The organism is Pseudoalteromonas translucida KMM 520 (genome assembly GCF_001465295.1).
Classification (GTDB): domain Bacteria; phylum Pseudomonadota; class Gammaproteobacteria; order Enterobacterales; family Alteromonadaceae; genus Pseudoalteromonas; species Pseudoalteromonas translucida.
Map to the genome: position 1 here is coordinate 2,821,433 of NZ_CP011034.1, position 20,387 is coordinate 2,841,819.

A 20,387-nucleotide genomic window follows, 5' to 3' on the forward strand; every position below is an offset into this window, starting at 1 on the left:
GCAGCTAAGTCACTTTGCTTTAAACTCGGGCTTTGGCTTATAACCACCCCTTTTGCTTAGCTATGCGTGCCGCATCAATGCGATTTGTGGCATTTAATTTTGCTATCGCATCACAGAGGTAATTCCGCGTGGTCCCTTCGCTTATAAATAACTGTTTGGCTATTTCACTGGTTTTAAGCCCGTCGCTTGCAAGCTTTAACGCCTTACGTTCTTTATCGGTCAGTGGATCTGAGTCATTTAGTGCATTAATAGCAAGCTCTGCATCAATTACCTTTTGCCCCAGCATTACTTTTTTAAGGGCTGTTATTAATTCATCACTCGGCGCTTCTTTTAAAATAAAACCCTTTACGCCAGCACTTAAAGAACGCCTAATGTAACCGGCACGTGAGAAAGTGGTCATAATAACCATTTTTATAGCTGGGTATTTTACAGCTATTTGCTCACTCAGCTCGATGCCGTTCATGTGCGGCATTTCGATATCAGTTAAAATAATATCGGGCAGGGCATTACTTTCAAGCATGCTTACCGCTGCTAGTGCATCTTGGCCGTTACTTGCTTGACCAATAACCTCTATATTGAAATCTAAGCCTAGCAATGCTGCGATTGCATCACCTACCAGTGCCTGATCTTCAACTAAATACACGGTGATCATGTTAAATCCTTAGTAGTTAATGGCAGCATTACATTTAAACTAAAGTTATCCTCACAGCTGAATGTTGCCGTGCCATTTAATTGCTCTGCTCGTTCTTTAATACCATTTAGACCATTGCCCTGCTTTAATGTACTGCATGAGCTAGTATCAATCACGGTTATTAGTAATTGCTGCTGACTTTGCGCTATATTAACGACACATTTCTTTGTACCACTATGGCGCAGTAAATTAGTCACCGCTTCTGTGATTATTAGGCTTGCTATACCCTCTACTTTAGCCGGTAATGTTGCTAAACTTACGTTACATTCAACCTCAAAGCCTTGCTCGATTAACCTTTGTTTTAATTGAGATATTTGACTAGAAAGATTAAGCTGTTTTAAATTACTCACCGCATTCCTTACATCACTTAACAGCTGCCTTGCAAGCTCTGCAACCTGCGCTATTTCGCTATTTGCTTGTGTGTAACGTTCACTGTGGTTTAATTTATTCGCCAACTCGGCTTTTAACGCAATAGATGAAAGCGAGTGACCTAAAATATCATGTAAATCGCGTGCAATGCGTTCGCGCTCAGCAATCGCCGAGAGCTGCTCTAGTTGTGTCGCACTTTGTTGTTCTCGCGCTTTATAGCGCTGCTCTCTTTTTGCGGCAATGCCGTAACTAAATAAGGTCGCCGTCAAAATTAATGATACCGCTAAAAAATACTCCGCTTTGCCAACATCTGCCAAATAGGTACTTAACAACACAGTTAAAATGAGCACTAACGCTAAGTAAACACGCCTCTGCAGGTGATAAGCATAACCGATAATATAAGCAATAAAGCCAAATAAGGTCGGTGTACCAGTGGTATAAAACGTCGCACTAAAACAAATCAGTAGCATGGCGATTACTAACTTAGTAGTGCCGCTATTTGTGCCTGTATTTTCGCAATTGATTGCTTTTACATAGAGCAAAATAAAAGCAATATACAAGGCTAAAGACATAATAATGGTGGACGCAGTCAAGTTTGCAAAATCAATGATTAACGGCAGTAAATAAAAACTAGTAAAAATTAAATGCCCATATTTCCAAAAGTCTTTATTTATCTGTTTCGAAACCGTGTTGAGTGAATTCATACTAAGACCTCTGGCATATTGTTTTAGTTATAGTTATTTTTTTATTAAATAACACAAAAACACCTAACAGCATAAAGTAACTTACACTTGAAATACTAAAGCTGTGTATTTCAAAAAATTCGCTAATTGTTAAACTGATTAAAATTAAACTATTCATAGTGGCTCTCCATTTGCTTAGCTTAACTATGTCAGCTCTCAATCAGTTATAAGAGTGTAATGTGTCATTAACTTTGCTGACATTTGTCATAGATTAAAAATTTTCATCTTAAGGGTTTGGCAGTAATGCTAAGATGCAAAAAAAACCACAAGGAAACGTAATGCAGTCGCAACAGCAAAGTTTAATTTACCTACACATTGCCGTATTACTATTTGGTGGCACCGCGCTATTTGCAAAGTTAATTGGTTTAAATGCACTCGACATTACCGTGTATCGTGCAGCTATAGCCGGCATCGCTATTTTTATTTTGCTCAGCATGCAAAAAAAGCCGATTAAGCTAAACCAAGGTAAAGATTACTTAATTGCCCTATTACTCGGTGTAGCAGTAGGCATACATTGGGTTACTTATTTTGCGGGAATGCAACTTGCTGGGATCACCATTGGTATGTTGGCTTTTTTTAGCTATCCGGTAATAACCGTGTTTTTAGAGCCGTTTTTTCATAAAAGTAAGCCCAAAGCAAAAGACATTATTAGTGCGGCGGTAGTGTTACTTGGCATTTATTTATTAATACCGAATGCTAATTTAGGTAATGATGTAACACTTGGGGTGATCACTGGGGTTATTTCGGCCTTCTTTTTTGCCATTCGTAATATCATTCATAAGCGCTATTTTAATCAATACGGTGGCCCGCAAACCATGTTTTATCAAACCTTGGTTGCCAGCCTAATGCTTTGCGCGTTTATTGAAGTGCCTATTTATTCAACCACTAATCACGATTTGGCACTCATTTTAGTGGCGGGAGTTATATTTACCGCTGCTCCACACTCATTATTTGCTGCCAGTTTAAAGCATTTATCAGCGGCAACCGCGGGGCTAATTGCTTGCCTTCAGCCACTTTACGGCACATTATTAGCTATTATTATTTTGCATGAGCGCCCTTCTATCGCCACTTTTATAGGTGGTGCATTAATTGTTAGCGCTGCTTGTTTTGAAACTTGGTCTATTGCACGGAAATCACGCCAATGAAAGTATTTGCCCATCGTGGTGCCAGTGGGCACTTTCCAGAGAACACTCAAAGCGCCATTATGGCGGCCTTACAAATAGGCGTTGATGGCATTGAAGTAGATGTACAAAGCGCGCTTGATGATTACATGATCATTCACGACACTTGGCTTGATAGAACCACTGACGGCCTAGGTAAAGTGTGTAACTTTACTGCTGCTCATATTATGCAACTCAATGCTGGTAATGGCGAAAAAGTACCGACTTTACAGCAACTTTTTAACTGGAATAATAATCAAACACTCTTAAATTTAGAGCTAAAACATACTTTTAATCTTGAACAGTTTGCTGCTCAAGTTGAAAAAAACATTACAGAAAAACGCATATCAGCAGATAACATTTTAGTGTCGTCGTTCGATCATCATCAACTAGCTTGGTTAAAAAAACGTTTACCTTGGCTAAAAATGGGTGCACTAACGTCATCTATACCAATTAATTATGCAAAGTTTGCTGAAGACTTAGGCGCGTACAGTGTTCATGTAGATAAAAACTTTATAAATAAAGCCTTTGTAGATGATGCAAAACAACGTGGTTTAATAATTTATGCGTACACTGTAGACAAACAACAAGATATAAAGCTGATGCTAGATTTAGGTGTGGATGGTATTTTTACAAATTATCCGGCACAAACTAAAGCTTACTTAGGTGATTAATAAGAATCAAATGGTCTGTACATAATGAGTAGCTATATGCGAATTTATAATTTTTTAGAAAAAACACTTTTTTTTACCTTAACGCGCAAGATTGTGGGTAATTTAAGTTTTGTATTTTTATTTCAAGCTATTACTTTATTTTGGTTGTATGAAAGCTTAACCCTGAACCAACAAAGTACTGGGGTATTTTGGGCATTAGCTTTAGTGATTGTGGCTGGCTTTATTTTTACCCTATTTTATATGCGATTTTTAATGGTGCGCCCAGTAAAGGCAATGCGCGACACGCTGATAAAGATAAACCAGCAAGATGCTGACTTATCGGCAAAGTTACCCCATTTTACTTATGATGAGTTTCGTGAGCTAAGCGAGCAATACAATCTTTTTACTGATCATTTAAATCAGCTACTAAACACAACCTACAATAGCGCCCAAGCAGGCGTGCAAAGTACCGAGCAAGTAACTCAGTCTATGCAACATACTGAGCAACTAAGCGGACAACAAATACATTTAAGCCATACAATTATAAATGCCAGCAACCAAATAGCGCAGAGCTTACAAAATATAGTAAGTAATACCGACAGCGTGCATAAAGTAAATAATGAGCATTTAAATTTTGTTAAGCTTTCGGCAACAGAGTTGTCGGCCTTAGTGCAACAAGTAAAATTAATAACCGATATGCTAACCGGCTTCTCGGCAACTATTTCGGGCTTAAAAGAAAACAGTGAAAACATTCGTAGCATTTTAAAAATGGTGGAAGAGTTTTCTGATCAAACCAACCTACTAGCCCTAAATGCCGCCATTGAAGCAGCAAGAGCCGGTGATGCGGGACGTGGTTTTGCGGTAGTTGCCGATGAAGTGCGCACTCTTTCAATTAAGGTAAGTGGTGCAACGCGCCAAATTAGTGATTTTATAAACCAAATGAACGAGCTAGTAAACGAAACAAACAAAGAGTCAGAGCAATTAATTACTCACTCACACAATGCGCAAAAATCAATAAATAGCACTTCTAATGGTTTTACTAATATGCTTACTGAGTTTGAGCATAACCAGCAACAGTTACAACAAATTGCCGAGGCTGTGCACTTACTTGAGCAAACACAAAATCAAACCCACCAATCGGTAGAGCATATTGTAGCGCTTGGCGAGCAAGCCAAACAAACCATAGATACAGCACTTAATGATTGCCAACAATCACAAAACCTCAGCCAGCAAACACAACAACAACTAAAACGCTTTGTGCAGTAATACCTAATTTATTAAAAATAGGTATTTGCTAACAAGTTTATGGGTATAACAAGCGTTTTACCCATAAGCTAAATATGTTAAATTACCCAGCTATTTATTTAACCGTGTGATGCATGTGAGCGACGCAGTTCCTGATTATAAAAACCTTGCCCAACAAATTAAAGTGTGGGGGCAAGAGCTTGGCTTTAGCGAAGTAGGTATTACTGATATAGACTTAAGCAAGCATGAAACGCAGTTGCAACGTTGGCTCGACGCCGGCTACCATGGCAATATGGATTACATGGCCGCTCATGGTATGAAACGTGCTCGCCCTGCTGAGTTAGTACCCGGAACGCAGCGTGTTATTTCGGTGAAAATGAATTACCTGCCCCCCGATGCAGGTTTTGCCAAAACCCTTAAAAACTCAGATAAAGCGTATATAAGCCGCTACGCTCTTGGCCGCGACTACCATAAATTAATGCGTAACCGCTTAAAAAAATTGGGGCAAAAAATAGAGCTTGAAATTGGCGAATACGGTTTTAGGCCTTTTGTCGACTCAGCTCCGGTACTTGAGCGCCAACTCGCTGAAAAAGCAGGCTTGGGCTGGCGCGGTAAACACTCGCTACTTATTAATAAAGAAGCCGGTTCTTGGTTTTTTTTAGGTGAGTTATTTGTTGATTTACCGCTGCCCATAGATGCAGAAAACACCTTTGAAGGCTGTGGTAAATGCGTAGCCTGCATAACACTATGCCCAACTGGCGCTATTGTTGAGCCCTACGTGGTAGATGCTCGTAAATGTATATCGTACTTAACTATTGAGCTACAAGGTCCTATTCCAGAGCAATACAGAACATTATTAGGTAACCGCGTTTATGGTTGTGACGACTGCCAATTAGTTTGCCCGTGGAATCGCTATGGCCAACTTACCGACGAAAATGATTTTCATCCGCGCACCCAATTAAAAGATAAAGACCTGCTTGAGCTGTTTGCTTGGGATGAAGCCACTTTTTTAAAAAACACCGAAGGCAGCCCTATTCGTCGTATTGGCCACGAGCGTTGGTTGCGTAATTTGGCTGTAGGCTTAGGTAATGCTGAATTTAGCCCGAGCATTATTCATGCCCTAGAAGATAAAAGCCTAGCTTGCAGTGAACTGGTTTTAGAGCATATAAATTGGGCGCTGCAACAACAACGCAACAAGCAAGGTACTATACTGCGTAAAACCGCAAGGCTTATTAGAATTGTTGAAAAAGGCCTACCCCGCGACGCTTAAATATTTAGGTGTGGAGTAAGCACTTTTAATTAATCACTACGGTTATAAGTGCTTACCAAAAATAGTTAAGCTGTAAGGGGTATTATCCATAATGGCCACCTGTGGTAACTCGCCCCACACACTAAAGTTAAAGTGTTTAAATAGTTTAATACTGGGTAAATTATGACTAAAAATAAACCCTAGTAACACTTTAATATTGAGTTGTTTAGCTTGAGTTTGGGCAAACTCCATCAGTGTTTTACCTAAACCTTTACCTTGTGCTTTAGCGGTAATATAAATACTTATTTCTACCGTGCCTTCGTAAGCTACTCGCCCATAAAACGGTTTATAACTAAGCCATGCTAACACTTGGTCATTTTCAGAATATACATAAATTGGCCGCTGAGGAGTGTGGCTATCAAACCAAGCTTGCTTATCGGTAACGCTTACCTCTTCGGTATCGGCGGTAACCATTCTGCTGGCAATGGTTTCGTTATAAATTGCGACTATAGTTTTTAAATCTTCTGGGCGTGCTAAACGGATTGTCATAAGGTCTAGATAAGGTTGATCAGTTGCGTTTATATTAGCGTATCATTGAGGCTATAAACAATATGTAACCTTTTAACTTTAGGCATTAAAAATGATAAAAATAATATTATTAACATTAATGGCGTTACTTGTACCCGCATTAGCTCAAGGGAAAAGCCCGGCTGAGCACCCCATTAAAAAACAAAATAACTGCCAAGACTTTACTAACATTACTTTGCGTAAACTACGCTCAAAAGAGTTTGTTAACTTATGCCAATTTGAAAACCAACCGCTGCTAATTGTTAATACAGCGAGTAATTGTGGCTTTACGCCGCAATTTGCAGGGCTTGAAGCGGTTTATAATAAATATAAAGAGCAAGGCTTAGTGGTATTAGGGTTTCCTTCTGATGACTTTTTTCAAGAAGAAAACAACGAACAAGACACCGCTAAAGTGTGCTTTGTTAATTACGGGGTTACTTTCACTATGTTTGCCACCAGCGCAGTGCGCGGCAGCGATGCAAACCCTATTTTTAAACACTTAAATAGCCAAACCAGCTCACCTAATTGGAATTTTTATAAGTATTTAGTGTCTGCTGATCGTAAAACAATTACGCGCTTTAACAGTAAAGTAGCACCCGAATCAGAAAAGCTAACTGCAGCAATTGAAGCGACATTAGCTATTAACTAGGTTAAAACCGTTACAATTAGTTTAAACTAACTAAAATACACGTTAGTATGATTAAAAAACAACCAGATTAATGATTAGGAGATTTTATGACAGTGGCAAGCGCAAGACATATATTAGTAGATAGTGAAGCACAGTGTTTAGATTTAAAAGAAAAAATTGAACAAGGTGAAGACTTTGCTGTGTTAGCAAAAGTACACTCTAACTGTCCATCAGGTCAAGATGGCGGTGCTCTTGGTGAGTTTGGCCCAGGTATGATGGTGCCAGAGTTTGATAAAGTGGTGTTCTCTGCGCCAATTAATCAAGTACAAGGCCCAGTACAAACACAGTTTGGTTACCATTTACTTGAAGTAACCAGCCGTTCAGAGTAACTTATTCTGCACTGTAAATTTTGAAAAAAGCCGCTTATGCGGCTTTTTTATGGAGTAATTATGCAACTATTTGGTTCTGTTACCTCGCCTTATGTACGCCGCGTTAGAATATGGGCGCTAGAAAATAACTGTGATTTAGAGTTTATTAATCTGGATATTTTTTCTGCGCAAGATCGCCCAACTATGGTGAGTAAAAACCCAGCACGCAAAATCCCTATTCTCGTAGATGGCAATTTAACCCTAAGTGATTCAAACTCAATACTGCGCTATTTACTTGAAAAAACAGCGCAGCCAAAATTAACTTGGCCGCAAGAGCACTTACTTACTACTATTAATGCCTGTAATGATTCCTTAGTAGAAATGCTTTTATGTCAGCGCTCTGGTTTTGATACGCAAAGTGATGCGTTATTTTTTAATTTGCAAAACGAACGTATTGTTGAAACATTACACTTTTTAAATGATCATTTAACTGATGATGAATTTAAAGGCTGTGAATACCTCAACATCAGTTTATACTGCCTGCTTGATTGGATTTGCTTTCGTGAACTAACCGACATTAGTCAGCATTCAGCGCTTGTTGCTTTTTATGAGCAATATGGCCAACGCCAAGCAGCAATAAATACCAGTCCTAGTCATTAATTTAAAAAGGTAAACACATGAGCGATATCGAGATTGAATCAGAACTAGTCAACTTTGTTGAAAAAGTACGTATGAGCGAAGTAATTTGGGCACTTGGTGCAGAAGATAATGGCTTTGTAGTGTGTGATTCAAATCAATTTGACGAGACTGACGTATTACTACTTTGGGAAAGCGAAGCGGCTGCTAAAGCTCAGTGTAAAGACGAGTGGAAAGAGTACAGCCCAGTAGAAATTGGCCTTGATGAATTTTTAGATGAATGGGTTGAAGACCTAAACGAAGACAATGCTTTAGTTGGCCTTAACTGGAATGACGACCAAGTATGCGTAGAAATTGAACCCGTAGGTTTAGCTCGCGCATTAAGTGAATAAATCACTATAGCTTAATTAATAAAGCATAATAAAAGCCAACTGCATTCGTGCTAGTTGGCTTTTTTGCTTTAATTAATTGGTATAAGAATTTATACCCAAAACATACTCGCATCTTGCTATGTTTTGGGTATAAAATGTATTTTGTCATTATTTTCAAGGTACACCGTTGAAAACCCATCTTGGTCGCCGTCCTTTTTCAGCTATGGAGCTGCACACACTTTACAGTGGCTATATTTATGGCGATATGCGCGTGGTGCGTGAACAAGCAAAGCATTGGCACTTTTGGTTGCCATTAATTGCTTACTATACGGGCGCTTATAGTGACGAAATAGGCTGCTTAACACTTGATGACTTAACTGTTGAGCAAAACATTTTATGTTTTAGTTTTCATACCCACGGAAAAATTAAACCACGCCTTATTCCTGTACATCAAGCGCTAATTAATGCTGGCTTTAACGACTATTTAGCATTTATAAAAAGCCAAAACCAACAGCGATTAATGTTCGATTTACCAGCTAAAACCGGTCGCTACAGCGAAAAAGTACGTATTTGGTTTAGCGGTGAAGGCGAGCGCGCTGGTTACTTGCAAAAATGTGCAATTCCTAATATTGACCAACTCGGAATGAAAACCGCTATAAGTAGCCTGCGGCTTAACTTTGAGCAGCAAGTACGCATTTATGCACTGCAAGCTAACTCTAAAGATGCGTTTAATTATTTAATGGGCTTTAACGAATACCCACACCCAAATTATAGCAATGTAGCAGTATTAAATAGCATAATTGGGCAAATTCGCGTTATTAACTCACAATTGCACTGGCAGCGCTTTATCAATCGCGATAGTCACTGACAAACTTTGTTACTATTTACTCGCCCAAATCTGGGGGTATTCGATTACTCCATAAAAGAAAGCTGCTAGGATATCCGCATATAATACCGTTTCTATTAAAGTAGAGTGGTAACGCTGTCTGCTTTAGTCATTTATAACAATAATAAACTAGGGATACTATGTTTCTTAAAAGCCTCTTAACCGTAAGTGTTGCATTCGCGATGAGCGCAGCAAATGCTAACGAATTCGTAATTGAAAAACTCGCAAAACCAAGCAGTCAATCAGTGTCGTTAACACTCGACCCAAGCCAAGATACCTTTACCGGAATGACTGAGATTATTTTAGAGGTACTTAAGCCAACTAACTACATAGAACTAAACGGCGTGGCTTACGCAACTAAAATGGCACAATTACTTGGCGAGCAAAATTGTGACTTAAACAGCGAAATGCTCAAAACCGGTAAAGTAAAATTTAGCTGTGATGAGCAAATTCAGCCGGGTAAATACACCTTAAAAATTGATTTTTCAGCGCCATATAATCGCCAAAGTGTTGGGCTATATAAAACATTAGATCAAGGTACACCTTACTTATTTACTCAGTTTGAAATGAGTGATGCGCGCCGTGCATTTCCGGTATTTGACGAGCCAAGCTACAAAATTCCATTTCAGCTCACTATTACCGCGCCTACCTCACAAAAAGTATATGCCAATACACCTGAGCTTAAAACTACAGTAAATGGCGACATGACCACCCACTTTTTTGATAAAACACCGCCTATTCCTTCTTATTTAGTGGCAATGGCTGTGGGCCCTTTTGAAGAGCTTAATGTTGAAGGAATGTCGGTACCAGGGCGCGTGATTACCCCACAAGGTAAAATTCATTTAGCCCAGTACGCTAAAGAAAACATGCCAAAAGTACTAGGCGCACTTGAAGCATATTTTGGTATTCCTTATGTGTATCAAAAACTAGATTCGGTGGCTGTACCTGAATTTCCGTTTGGTGCCATGGAAAACTCAGGACTTGTAACCTACCGAGAAGATATTTTATTGGTTGATTTAGCTGCCGCTACGCGCAGTAAAAAACAACGCAATGTGTCTATTATTGCTCACGAACTAGCACACCAATGGTACGGTAACTTAGTAACGATGAAGTGGTGGAACGATTTATGGTTAAACGAAGCGTTTGCTAGTTGGATGGCGGCAAAAATTACCAAGCAACTAAACCCTGAATTTGAATCGCACCTAGATTTACCACAAAATAACGTTATGCCACTTGATGCACGTTTGAGTACTAAACCAATTCGTAAACCAATTAAAACCGAAGCCGATATTATGGATGGTTTAGGCCTTGCTTATAGCAAAGGTAGCTCGGTACTTGCTATGGTTGAAAATTGGATAGGTGAAGAGGCCTTTCAAAAAGGTATTCAAAATTACTTAAAAGAATTTTCGTATAAAAATGCCGAAGCTGCCGATTTATGGCAAGCACTTGGCAAAGCTTCTAATAAAGATGTAGCGAGTGTTTTAAAATCGTTTATTGAGCAATCTTCCTACCCACTGATTAAAGTGTCTCAGCAAGGTAGTAAAGTAACTATATCGCAAAGTCGCTTTGTAAATGCCGGTGTTGATGCGCCTGAGCAATTATGGAATGTACCTGTTGCAATTAAATACGGCGCGGGCGATAAAGTAAAAACAGCGAACGTATTACTTAATAAACAAAGCCAAACGCTAGATTTAGATTTTGCACCAGAGTGGATTTATCCTGATCAAGGCGCATTAGGTTATTACCGCTGGGTGATGGACGATGCACAGTTTAGTGCGCTTATCGACAATGCTGCTGACAAGCTAGATGACCGCGAACGTTTAGCGTTATTATCTGCTACCGATGCACTACTTGATGCTGGTGTTATATCGGCCGCTAAGTTAATGCAAACGCTTGAAGTATTTATAAGCGACAGCCACCCTCGCGTTGCTAATACCGCGCTGGGCTATTTAGTATCGCAACAACGCACCTTTAAAGACGATAGCAATAAAGACTTATGGCCGAAATTTATTCGTGGTGCAGTAACTCCTGCGGCTAAAAAATACGGCTTAGAGGCAAAAGTAGGTGAAGATGGCGCTATTTCACAACTTCGAGCTGCCGTTGTATCGCGTTTAGGTTTTGATGGCGAAGATCAAAATGTGATCAATAAAGCAAAACAGCAAACTCAGGTTTATTTAAACGATCCACAAAAAGTAGACCCATACTTAGCCGGCACTTATTTAACGTTGGCTGCTTTTAACGGCGACAAAGCATTGCTTGAGCAATTTATGGCAACCTTTAAAACCACCAAAGATCCACAAGTACGCACTAATATGCTCTCGGCTATGGGTTATTTTGCAAAACCTGCACTGCAAAAAGCAGTATTGGCTTACAGCTTAACAGATGAAGTAACCGCATCCGACATGCGTACTATTTTAGCAGGGCAAAGCTATACTGATGAGCGCCAAGCGCTGTTTATTGACTGGGTTTACAGTAATTACGATAAAGTAACAGCAAGCTTACCGCCATTTTTTATCCCTAACTTACCGTATTTTACGACTGCAAATTGTGATGCAAATAGCTTTGCTACAACACAAAGCTTCTTTAATACTAAGTTAGCTGAAATACCAGGTTATGCTCGTACTTTAAGTAAACTAGAAGAAAGCACTAATGATTGTATTGCACTGAAAAATCGTGAGCTTGAATCGGTTAATAACTTCTTAAAAAGTAAGTAATATTTATCAAATGTATAAACATAAAAGCCGCTGAGTGCTAACTCTGCGGCTTTTTACATTTAATGTTGATATGGCTTTATTAGTTACCAATAATCATCGTTAGTTTGGCAATAAAATCTTTTGCTGCTTGCTCAGAGTTTATTTTAAACGCGACACCATAATGAATCGGCTGTGCGCTTTTATAAATGCGCGTAGGAAAACGCGTCATTTCGCTACTATGAAAGTAGCCCTGAGTACGCACTACTCCATCAATATCGGTAAAATCATCACTAAACACTTCAAATGCTGGGCGAATTATAATTTTACCTTTGCCGCCTTCACTGTGCGTGTAAAACGCTTCTTTTGAATTAACTAACATGTATTCGGCAATATTCTTTATTTTAAAATTACTTCTACACTCTAATTTAATTAGCTGCTCAGTAAGCTCGTCTGCACTATAAGCCACGTTGTAATCCCTATTAGTTAAATTTGCGCATAACCTTAACGCATACACATTATAAAGTCTGAAATTTATTTAAATTAGTCCTCAGCTACATCACAAACAAAAGCAAGTTTGTCGTTGTTATAACTCATACGGGTAATATTAGTATGGCAATAAGGTGTTAAGTCCAGCCATTGCGATACAGTGTTATTGCCACTAAGATTACGTTGGTAAACACGGTTGTTAAGCGCATAGGCCAGCGTATTGTCGTCCTTTAAAATAAAGTCTTGTACTTGTAGCGGCAATCTAAGTAAGTTTTCTACCTGCTTAGTTTGTGGGTTAAAACGCGCTACAATATGTTGCTCATTTTGGGTGTAACTAAATATAAACTGCGCCATTGTATGATTGTAAATAAGCGTACGACCAATGTTTTTTGCCACAACTTGCCCTTTTGCCGCTGCAACTAAGCTATATTGTAATGTATGTGGCTCACCTAAAATAAACATGACTAAATCGTTATTTATACCCCATGCGTGATATCCCACTGGCTCTATCCAGTCAAAAATACGACTTGCTGCAACTTCGCTATCAAGCGGATATTGCCATAGCTTTTGCTTGCCATTGGCCTCTACCACAATTGCCGATAAGCTTTGTTTATTTGGCATTACGGTTGGTGAGTATTCGCTTACTGGCGTATTAGTTATACTAATAATTTGTTTTGTTGCAAAGTCGTAGTAAGCAATATCGGTTTGGCTTTGCTCAGCGCTTAATACTTCATGAGTAAAGTAAACACCATTATTGTGTATATGAGGCTGATTATTATAACTATTACTGTCGCTCACAATAGTAACTTGCAGGCCGTAAGGAGTATTTAAATCGGCTAATAACACTTGGCTTTTGGGCATACTTGCTTGTGCTACTGAGAGCGTTAAAGCGCCGATTGAAAACAACCCTAGTAGTGGTTTTAAAAATTTCATGCTCTATCTCGTTTTATTTTTAAGCACCCCATGATAACGTTATTTGCTGATTACGTCACTTGACCTAGACCAGCAACATCTTTATAACTAACCGGGTCTTATAAAAGAGAATTAATATGTCAGCTAAACATCCTATTATTGCAATAACCGGCTCTTCAGGTGCGGGTACAACCACCACCACGAATGCAATTAAACATATTTTTCGTAGCCTTAACATTAGTGCGGCTTTTATCGAAGGGGATAGCTTTCATCGTTACACTCGCCCTGAAATGGATAAAAAAGTACGTGACGCGCAACAAGAAGGCAAACATATTAGCTACTTTGGCCGCGAAGCTAACGACTTTGGTTTACTAGAAACCCTATTTGATAGCTACGGTGAAACCGGTCAAGGTAAACTGCGTCGTTATTTACATACCTTTGACGAAGCAGTGCCTTACAACCAATTGCCTGGCACATTTACTCCGTGGCAAGATCTGGAGCAAAATACCGATTTGTTATTTTACGAAGGGTTGCATGGCGCTGTTGTAGATCAAGAGCATAATGTGGATGTAGCAAAACATGTAGATTTACTCATTGGTATGGTGCCTATTATCAACCTTGAGTGGATCCAAAAATTAATTCGCGATACCTCAGAGCGTGGCCATTCTCGTGAAGCTGTAATGGGTTCAATTGTGCGCAGTATGGATGACTATATTAACCATATTACTCCACAGTTTTCACGCACCCATATTAACTTTCAACGTGTGCCTACGGTAGATACCTCAAACCCTTTTAGTGCTAAAGATATTCCATCGTTAGATGAAAGCTTTGTTGTTATTCGCTTTAGGGGCATTGATGATGTTGATTTTCCGTATTATTTACGCATGATTGAAGGCAGTTTTATGTCGCGTATTAATACCTTGGTAGTGCCTGGCGGTAAAATGGGCTTGGCAATGGAGTTGGTACTTACCCCACTCATTAAAGACATTATTTTAAAAAAACGAGCATTAGAAAACCTAGCACCACTGGATTTACCTATTTGATATTGGATAACCCACAGCCCTTTTTTGTTAAAGCTAACTCACGTACACTGCTGATTTTGCTTAAAGTGAGATCAGCATGTCGCAACCATTAAAAATTATTGTGGGCTCTAAAAATCCAGTAAAAATAAATGCTGCTAAGGGCATTTTTAGCATGTATTTTCCAGAGTGTGACATTGACTGCCAAGGTGTAAATGCCCCCTCGGGTGTGCCTGATCAACCTATTGGTGAAGAGCAAACTCGCATTGGCGCGCAAAACCGAGTGAATTACTGCAAAGAGCACTACCAAGCCCACTATTATGTGGCCATGGAAGGCGGTGCAGAGCAATTTAGTTACGGTGCAGCAACCTTTGCCTATGTAGTTATCGATAACGCGTTAAATCAAGTTGTAGGACGCAGTAGCAACCTACCTTTGCCGCAAATACTGTATAACGCATTACTTAATGGTGCAGAGCTTGGTGATGTTATGGATAAAGCTTTTAATACCACCAATATAAAGCAGCAAGGCGGCGCTATTGGTTTACTCACTAATAACCACGCCACCCGCGAAAGTACCTATACCCAGGCTCTTACCTTGGCCATGGCACCTTTTTTACATTCAGCGCTTTATTGCCAAACAAATTAATTTAGGAAGTTTAATGAAATACAGTTATGTGCTGTTTGATGCAGACGAAACCTTGTTTAGATTTGATGTTTTAGCGGGCATGACTCGCATGTTTAAAACATATAACGTAGATTTTAGCCAAGCCGACTATCTTCATTATCAAAAAACCAATAAGCAACTATGGGTTGATTACCAAAATGGCGACATTAGTGCCGACTACTTGCAGGTTACTCGCTTTAGCGAATGGGCTACTAAACTAAATGTGCCAGCAAAAGAGCTTAATGATGCATTTTTAGATGCTATGGCAGCAATATGTGAGCCGCTACCCGGTGCCATAGAGCTGTTAAATAAACTTAAGCCGCACGCTAAGTTAGGTATTATTACTAATGGTTTTGCCCGCTTACAAACCGTACGCCTTGAGCATACTGGTTTAAAAGATATGTTTGAATGGCTAGTCATTTCTGAATTAGTAGGTATAGCTAAGCCTAATAAAGCTATTTTTGACCATACCTTTGAATTAATGGGAAACCCAGATAAAAGCCAAATATTAATGGTTGGCGATACTGCCACAAGCGATATTTTAGGCGGTAATAATGCAGGCATTGATACCTGCTGGTTACAACACCCAAACGAGCCGTTGCCCGAGGGTATAAAGCCTACCTATACCGTTACTCATTTAGAGCAGTTACAAAGTATTTTAGAACTGTAGCTACGCACTTAAAGTATTCTTAAATAGGCAAAAAAAATGACGCTAATTAGCGTCATTTTTTATAACTGTGTGAGCAATAAACTAGGCTGGCGCTAATTCAAGGCCGGGTGCAGGCATCGTTACAGGCGTTTCAAAGGTTGCCCACTCCCATGCTGACTCAGTAGCCATTAATTTACGTAGTAATTTATTATTTAAATCGTGACCCGATTTAAATGCAGTTACTTTACCTAAAATGTTATGACCTGTCATAAACATGTCACCAACACAGTCTAATATCTTATGCTTAACAAACTCATCGCTGTAGCGTAAACCGTTTGGATTTAACACTTTAAACTCATCAAGTACTACTGCGCTATCCATGCTGCCACCTAATGCTAGGTTATTAGCATGCATATATTCAATGTCTTTCATAAAACCAAAGGTACGTGCACGGCTAATTTCTTCAATAAAGCTTTTCGTCGTAATATCTAAACCAATACGTTGGCGACTTTCATTGATAGCTGGGTGATCAAAAGCAATTTCAAAGTCGATATGAAAACCATCATACGGTTCTAACTCGGCCCATTTATCGCCTTCTTCAATACGTACTTTTTCTTTAATACGAATAAAGCGTTTTGCTGCATTTTGCTCTTCAATGCCGCCTTTTTGTAACAAATAAATGAATGGTAATGCACTACCATCCATTATTGGCACTTCTGAGCTATCTAATTCTACAATTAGATTATCAATACCCATTGCAGCAACAGCAGCAATAAGATGCTCAGTAGTTGATAAGCGAACACCATCTTTGTTAATTAAACAGGTACATAATTGCGTATCACCAACGGCTTCAGGTGTTGTTTCAAAATCAACAACCGGATCAAGGTCGACACGACGAAATACAATCCCAGTATTTGCGCTCGCAGGTCGGAGAGTTATTGTGACCTTCTCACCTTTATGAAGTCCAATTCCTATGGCTTTGACTACTTGTGCAATCGTTCGCTGTTTAATCATAGGTTCGCTCACTTAAATTCAGTTACAGTTAGACGGCGGATACTAGCATAAATACGCCGCAATTGCAATATTCGTTCATATTTCAAACGAAATACTGTTTATATTAATCAGCTTGTTTACGTAAAAAAGCAGGAATATCAAAATAATCTCCGCCTTCTGACTTATCTGATTTTTTGTTACTTGGCGCTGCAGCACTCGTTGTGCTTTTATTAGCAGTAGATGAAGTTGTTTTTTCGTTACTTTCAACTTGCGTCTTTGCTGTGTTTTCTTCAGCGCTTGTGCCTTGGCTTGCAAAGCTTGGTACGTACATGCTGCTACTTTGGTTTGAAGTGCTGGCTACATCAGAACCTGATGCTTTTTTAAAGCCATTATCAACAATGCCAAACTGCGGACGACGATCGCCACCTAAGCCAGTTGCAACTACAGTTACACGTAATTCATCGGTCATTTCAGGATCAATTACTGCACCTACAACCACAGTGGCGTTTTCTGATGCCAATGCTTTTACGTGGTTACCCACAATTTCAAATTCTTCAATCGCAATGTCCATACCCGCAGTAATATTAACTAAGATACCTTTAGCACCAGTTAAATCTACGTCTTCTAGTAATGGGCTCGAGATAGCCGCTTCTGCGGCTTCTTGTGCACGATCAGGACCTGATGCAGACGCTGTACCCATCATTGCAGGACCCATTGCTGACATTACTGTACGTACGTCGGCGAAATCCACGTTGATCAAACCAGAGCGAGTAATTAACTCTGCAATACCCTGAACCGCACCAAATAATACGTCGTTAGCTTTAGCGAAGGCATCTAAAAGTGTAGTCCCTTTTCCTAAAACTTTAAGCAGTTTATTGTTCGGAATTGTAATAAGTGAATCTACAATTTCTGACAATTCATTAATGCCTTGCTCAGCCGCTGCAGCTCGCTTTTTACCTTCAAAATCAAAAGGACGCGTAACTACTGCTACGGTTAAAATACCAAGCTCTTTTGCAATTTTTGCCACTACAGGCGCTGCACCAGTACCAGTACCGCCGCCCATACCTGCTGCAATAAATACCATGTCGGCACCTTCAAGGCTGGCACGAATTGTATCGGCATCTTCTTCAGCCGATTGACGACCTATTTCTGGGTTTGCACCGGCTCCTAACCCTGAGGTTATTTGCGTGCCTAATTGTACAGTAACGTGCGCTGCTGAGTTACGTAATGCTTGTGCGTCTGTATTAGCAGCAATAAAGCATACGCCTTCAATTTGCTGTTTTACCATGTGCTCAACAGCGTTACCGCCGCCGCCGCCCACGCCAATTACTTTTATTACAGCTTCTTCGCTATGTTGTTCCATCATATCAAACATGTTTACTCTCCGACTTGAGTACTAAAACTCGCCTTGGAACCACTTAGTAATGCGGCTCCATAAATTATTATTCCCTTCTGCTTTCAACTTTTGTGCATTCATTGATTGCATGGTACGCCCGTATTGTAACAAACCAACAGCGGTTGCGTACGAAGGATCGTCCACATAGTCTGTCAAACCAACTATCCCAATTGGTTTGCCTATTCTTACCGGCATTTGGAAAATATCTTCTGCTACTTCCATTGCGCCGGCCATTTTAGCAGTTCCGCCTGTGATAACGAGACCTGCTGCAATTTGGTCTTCTAACCCTGAGCGACGAATTTCTTCCATTGCTAATTCAAATAATTCTCTAAATCTTGGCTCTACCACTTCCGATAATGTATGACGCGACATTAATCTAGCTGGGCGTCCGCCTACACTCGGCACTTCTATGGTGTCTTCATTACTGGCCATTTGGCTACTAGCACAGGCGTATTGTACTTTGAGTGCCTCTGCATGTGATATAGGTGTGCGAAATATTTTTGCTATATCGCCAGTTACTTGGTTACCCGCCACTGGAATAACCGCTGAGTGACGCAGTGCACCATTAATATAAATAGTGATATCCATGGTGCCACCACCAATATCAAGTACTGCTACTCCAAGCTCTTTTTCATCATCGGTCAGTACCGAGTAACATGAGGCAAGTGCAGTAAAAATAAGTTGGTCAACTTCAAGCCCACAGCGCTGTACACATTTTTCGATATTTTTTGCCATATCGTTTGAGCACGTAATAATGTGAGCACGTGCTTCCATACGTACGCCGCTCATACCAAGTGGGTTTTTAATCCCTTCTTGCATGTCGATACTGTATTCTTGTGGTAACGCATGCAGCATTTTGCGCTCTGCTGAAATAGGCACAGAGCGAGCAATATGAATCACATTTTCAATGTCTTCATCGGTTACTTCGGTGTTGTTAATTGCTACTACACCGCTTTCGTTTTGGCACTGTATGTGCTTGCCAGAGATACCAAGGTACACTGAGCTAATACGACAATCAGCCATTAATTCCGCCTCGTCTATGGCTCGGCGAATAGACTCAGATACTAAGTTTAAATCGTTTACGCCGCCTTTATCCATACCTCGGGATATTTGCGTGCCTACACCAACAATACTGAGTTTGTTGTCTGCGGTGATTTCACCTACCGTTGCAATCACTTTTGAGGTGCCAACGTCTAATCCAATCACTAGGTTTCTTTCTGCTGACTTAGTCATGCCTTACTCTTATTTTGTAATTGTTCTTCTTGCAATGGCTTAAAGCTGACTGCAAGGCCAGTATCGTAGCGTAAATCGATTGCATCTATTTGAGCATCTGCACGCTTTTCCATGCGTGGATAAACGTCTATAAAACGCTGTACACGCTTAGCTTTATCTTTGCGCCCTAAATTTAAGCGCACTCCGTTATCTAGCCACAACTGCCATGAGAAACGCTCCGACAACGCTAAACTTTTTAACGTTAATGCGTTTACTTTTAGCATTTCGTCAAATTGCTGAAACGCAATCCATGCTTCTTGCTCACTGCCTTCTGGGCCATATAGTTGAGGTAAATTTTTACTTAACTTATTACTTTTAGCTTCAAATGCATCGCCGTTTTGATTAAGTAACAAGTCACTATTCCAATGCGCAACAGCGCGGTGCTCAACTACATAAACTTGCAGTGTGTCGGGCCATTGTTTACGCACCGATACACTTGCAACCCAAGGTAAATCTTGTACCAGTTGCTGTACATGCTTTACATTAAGGTCAAAAAAGCTAGTTAAATCTGCTTTTTTAATCGCTCTAATAATAGCGATTTCGTCGGTATATTTAGGATTACCCTGCACAGTTAAATGCTTAATTTGGGCATCTTTATTTTCTACCAACCAATCCGATACACCTGTGGTAATTTGCACTAAGCCGATTACCACAGCTAGAAAAAAACTCACCCCAAAAATCAGCGACCAGTTTAGTTGCTGTTTGATTTGTAGCGTTTTTTCTAAAAGGGGATGCAT

At 39.8% G+C, this 20,387-nt stretch carries 22 protein-coding genes; 13 read left to right on the forward strand and 9 right to left on the reverse strand.

What is annotated here, in order from left to right; genetic code table 11:
* Positions 1 to 37 precede the first annotated feature (37 nt).
* Both PTRA_RS13020 and PTRA_RS13025 read right to left on the reverse strand, forming a co-directional pair.
* Entirely contained in the window at positions 38 to 652 is a 615-nt protein-coding gene (locus tag PTRA_RS13020; protein ID WP_058374100.1) for a response regulator transcription factor, read from the reverse strand.
* Positions 649 to 1,764: a sensor histidine kinase gene (locus PTRA_RS13025; RefSeq protein ID WP_058374101.1), complete on the reverse strand. Its 1,116-nt coding sequence runs from the start codon at positions 1,762 to 1,764 to the stop codon at positions 649 to 651. The genes PTRA_RS13020 and PTRA_RS13025 overlap by 4 nt, the downstream gene beginning before the upstream one ends.
* Before the next feature lie 317 nt (positions 1,765 to 2,081).
* Here PTRA_RS13025 and PTRA_RS13030 point away from each other — a divergent pair, with 317 nt between their 5' ends.
* From PTRA_RS13030 to queG, 4 genes are all read left to right on the forward strand, one after another.
* Complete coding sequence (locus PTRA_RS13030) at positions 2,082 to 2,948, forward strand: DMT family transporter (protein WP_058374602.1); 867 nt, start codon at positions 2,082 to 2,084, stop codon at positions 2,946 to 2,948.
* On the forward strand, positions 2,945 to 3,637 hold the full coding sequence (locus PTRA_RS13035; RefSeq protein ID WP_058374102.1) for a glycerophosphodiester phosphodiesterase: 693 nt from the start codon (positions 2,945 to 2,947) through the stop codon (positions 3,635 to 3,637). The genes PTRA_RS13030 and PTRA_RS13035 overlap by 4 nt, the downstream gene beginning before the upstream one ends.
* 24 nt (positions 3,638 to 3,661) lie before the next feature.
* Positions 3,662 to 4,882, forward strand: a complete 1,221-nt coding sequence (locus PTRA_RS13040) for a methyl-accepting chemotaxis protein (protein WP_058374103.1) — start codon at positions 3,662 to 3,664, stop codon at positions 4,880 to 4,882.
* 109 nt (positions 4,883 to 4,991) lie between these two features.
* Positions 4,992 to 6,131 carry a tRNA epoxyqueuosine(34) reductase QueG gene (queG, locus tag PTRA_RS13045; protein WP_244363744.1) on the forward strand — a complete coding sequence of 380 codons (1,140 nt, stop codon included), beginning with the start codon at positions 4,992 to 4,994 and terminating at the stop codon, positions 6,129 to 6,131.
* A 42-nt stretch (positions 6,132 to 6,173) separates the two neighbouring features.
* Here the strand turns inward: queG and PTRA_RS13050 are convergent, their stop codons facing one another.
* On the reverse strand, positions 6,174 to 6,659 hold the full coding sequence (locus tag PTRA_RS13050; RefSeq protein WP_058374104.1) for a GNAT family N-acetyltransferase: 486 nt from the start codon (positions 6,657 to 6,659) through the stop codon (positions 6,174 to 6,176).
* 91 nt (positions 6,660 to 6,750) lie between these two features.
* On the opposite strand from PTRA_RS13050, the gene PTRA_RS13055 reads away from it, so the two are divergent.
* The 6 genes from PTRA_RS13055 to PTRA_RS13080 all read left to right on the forward strand — a co-directional run bounded on the left by PTRA_RS13055 (position 6,751) and on the right by PTRA_RS13080 (position 12,280).
* On the forward strand, positions 6,751 to 7,326 hold the full coding sequence (locus PTRA_RS13055; RefSeq protein ID WP_058374105.1) for a glutathione peroxidase: 576 nt from the start codon (positions 6,751 to 6,753) through the stop codon (positions 7,324 to 7,326).
* Positions 7,327 to 7,412: 86 nt separating this feature from the next.
* Positions 7,413 to 7,694 (forward strand): peptidylprolyl isomerase, encoded by a 282-nt coding sequence (locus tag PTRA_RS13060; RefSeq protein WP_058374106.1) that lies wholly within the window; start codon positions 7,413 to 7,415, stop codon positions 7,692 to 7,694.
* A gap of 60 nt (positions 7,695 to 7,754) precedes the next feature.
* Positions 7,755 to 8,333, forward strand: coding sequence for a glutathione S-transferase family protein (locus PTRA_RS13065; RefSeq protein ID WP_058374107.1), 579 nt, complete (start codon positions 7,755 to 7,757; stop codon positions 8,331 to 8,333).
* Positions 8,334 to 8,350: 17 nt separating this feature from the next.
* Complete coding sequence (locus tag PTRA_RS13070; protein WP_011329138.1) at positions 8,351 to 8,701, forward strand: DUF2750 domain-containing protein; 351 nt, start codon at positions 8,351 to 8,353, stop codon at positions 8,699 to 8,701.
* Between the two features lie 166 nt (positions 8,702 to 8,867).
* Entirely contained in the window at positions 8,868 to 9,548 is a 681-nt protein-coding gene (locus tag PTRA_RS13075) for a site-specific integrase (RefSeq protein ID WP_058374108.1), read from the forward strand.
* Between the two features lie 158 nt (positions 9,549 to 9,706).
* Complete coding sequence (locus tag PTRA_RS13080) at positions 9,707 to 12,280, forward strand: M1 family metallopeptidase (protein ID WP_058374109.1); 2,574 nt, start codon at positions 9,707 to 9,709, stop codon at positions 12,278 to 12,280.
* Between the two features lie 79 nt (positions 12,281 to 12,359).
* On the opposite strand, the gene PTRA_RS13085 is transcribed toward PTRA_RS13080, so the two are convergent.
* Together PTRA_RS13085 and PTRA_RS13090 are read right to left on the reverse strand one after the other, a co-directional pair.
* On the reverse strand, positions 12,360 to 12,725 hold the full coding sequence (locus PTRA_RS13085) for a hypothetical protein (RefSeq protein WP_058374110.1): 366 nt from the start codon (positions 12,723 to 12,725) through the stop codon (positions 12,360 to 12,362).
* 74 nt (positions 12,726 to 12,799) lie between these two features.
* Positions 12,800 to 13,678: a hypothetical protein gene (locus tag PTRA_RS13090; RefSeq protein WP_058374111.1), complete on the reverse strand. Its 879-nt coding sequence runs from the start codon at positions 13,676 to 13,678 to the stop codon at positions 12,800 to 12,802.
* 116 nt (positions 13,679 to 13,794) lie between these two features.
* On the opposite strand from PTRA_RS13090, the gene PTRA_RS13095 reads away from it, so the two are divergent.
* The 3 genes from PTRA_RS13095 to yjjG all read left to right on the forward strand — a co-directional run bounded on the left by PTRA_RS13095 (position 13,795) and on the right by yjjG (position 16,010).
* Complete coding sequence (locus PTRA_RS13095; protein ID WP_058374112.1) at positions 13,795 to 14,700, forward strand: phosphoribulokinase; 906 nt, start codon at positions 13,795 to 13,797, stop codon at positions 14,698 to 14,700.
* A gap of 76 nt (positions 14,701 to 14,776) precedes the next feature.
* The gene (gene yjjX, locus PTRA_RS13100; RefSeq protein ID WP_058374113.1) at positions 14,777 to 15,322 is read left to right on the forward strand and encodes an inosine/xanthosine triphosphatase; all 546 of its coding nucleotides are present in this window, start codon (positions 14,777 to 14,779) and stop codon (positions 15,320 to 15,322) included.
* 13 nt (positions 15,323 to 15,335) lie between these two features.
* Positions 15,336 to 16,010: a pyrimidine 5'-nucleotidase gene (gene yjjG / locus PTRA_RS13105; protein WP_058374114.1), complete on the forward strand. Its 675-nt coding sequence runs from the start codon at positions 15,336 to 15,338 to the stop codon at positions 16,008 to 16,010.
* A gap of 81 nt (positions 16,011 to 16,091) precedes the next feature.
* Here yjjG and lpxC read toward each other — a convergent pair whose 3' ends face one another.
* The 4 genes from lpxC to PTRA_RS13125 form a co-directional block, all read right to left on the reverse strand.
* A complete protein-coding gene (gene lpxC, locus PTRA_RS13110) occupies positions 16,092 to 17,003 on the reverse strand; it encodes a UDP-3-O-acyl-N-acetylglucosamine deacetylase (protein ID WP_011329146.1) in 912 nt (303 codons plus the stop codon).
* 103 nt (positions 17,004 to 17,106) lie between these two features.
* Complete coding sequence (ftsZ, locus tag PTRA_RS13115; RefSeq protein ID WP_058374115.1) at positions 17,107 to 18,357, reverse strand: cell division protein FtsZ; 1,251 nt, start codon at positions 18,355 to 18,357, stop codon at positions 17,107 to 17,109.
* A gap of 21 nt (positions 18,358 to 18,378) precedes the next feature.
* Positions 18,379 to 19,611 (reverse strand): cell division protein FtsA, encoded by a 1,233-nt coding sequence (ftsA, locus tag PTRA_RS13120; protein WP_011329148.1) that lies wholly within the window; start codon positions 19,609 to 19,611, stop codon positions 18,379 to 18,381.
* Positions 19,608 to 20,387 (reverse strand): cell division protein FtsQ/DivIB, encoded by a 780-nt coding sequence (locus PTRA_RS13125; RefSeq protein WP_011329149.1) that lies wholly within the window; start codon positions 20,385 to 20,387, stop codon positions 19,608 to 19,610. Before PTRA_RS13125 ends, ftsA begins: the two co-directional genes overlap by 4 nt.

Coding starts and splice junctions, on each gene's coding strand:
- PTRA_RS13020 (WP_058374100.1), bottom strand. CDS start 652: ATGATCACCGTGTATTTAGTTGAAGATCAGGCACTGGTAGGTGATGCA.
- PTRA_RS13025 (WP_058374101.1), bottom strand. CDS start 1,764: ATGAATTCACTCAACACGGTTTCGAAACAGATAAATAAAGACTTTTGG.
- PTRA_RS13030 (WP_058374602.1), top strand. CDS start 2,082: ATGCAGTCGCAACAGCAAAGTTTAATTTACCTACACATTGCCGTATTA.
- PTRA_RS13035 (WP_058374102.1), top strand. CDS start 2,945: ATGAAAGTATTTGCCCATCGTGGTGCCAGTGGGCACTTTCCAGAGAAC.
- PTRA_RS13040 (WP_058374103.1), top strand. CDS start 3,662: ATGAGTAGCTATATGCGAATTTATAATTTTTTAGAAAAAACACTTTTT.
- queG (WP_244363744.1), top strand. CDS start 4,992: ATGCATGTGAGCGACGCAGTTCCTGATTATAAAAACCTTGCCCAACAA.
- PTRA_RS13050 (WP_058374104.1), bottom strand. CDS start 6,659: ATGACAATCCGTTTAGCACGCCCAGAAGATTTAAAAACTATAGTCGCA.
- PTRA_RS13055 (WP_058374105.1), top strand. CDS start 6,751: ATGATAAAAATAATATTATTAACATTAATGGCGTTACTTGTACCCGCA.
- PTRA_RS13060 (WP_058374106.1), top strand. CDS start 7,413: ATGACAGTGGCAAGCGCAAGACATATATTAGTAGATAGTGAAGCACAG.
- PTRA_RS13065 (WP_058374107.1), top strand. CDS start 7,755: ATGCAACTATTTGGTTCTGTTACCTCGCCTTATGTACGCCGCGTTAGA.
- PTRA_RS13070 (WP_011329138.1), top strand. CDS start 8,351: ATGAGCGATATCGAGATTGAATCAGAACTAGTCAACTTTGTTGAAAAA.
- PTRA_RS13080 (WP_058374109.1), top strand. CDS start 9,707: ATGTTTCTTAAAAGCCTCTTAACCGTAAGTGTTGCATTCGCGATGAGC.
- PTRA_RS13090 (WP_058374111.1), bottom strand. CDS start 13,678: ATGAAATTTTTAAAACCACTACTAGGGTTGTTTTCAATCGGCGCTTTA.
- PTRA_RS13095 (WP_058374112.1), top strand. CDS start 13,795: ATGTCAGCTAAACATCCTATTATTGCAATAACCGGCTCTTCAGGTGCG.
- yjjX (WP_058374113.1), top strand. CDS start 14,777: ATGTCGCAACCATTAAAAATTATTGTGGGCTCTAAAAATCCAGTAAAA.
- yjjG (WP_058374114.1), top strand. CDS start 15,336: ATGAAATACAGTTATGTGCTGTTTGATGCAGACGAAACCTTGTTTAGA.
- lpxC (WP_011329146.1), bottom strand. CDS start 17,003: ATGATTAAACAGCGAACGATTGCACAAGTAGTCAAAGCCATAGGAATT.
- ftsZ (WP_058374115.1), bottom strand. CDS start 18,357: ATGTTTGATATGATGGAACAACATAGCGAAGAAGCTGTAATAAAAGTA.
- ftsA (WP_011329148.1), bottom strand. CDS start 19,611: ATGACTAAGTCAGCAGAAAGAAACCTAGTGATTGGATTAGACGTTGGC.
- PTRA_RS13125 (WP_011329149.1), bottom strand. CDS start 20,387: ATGCATCCCCTTTTAGAAAAAACGCTACAAATCAAACAGCAACTAAAC.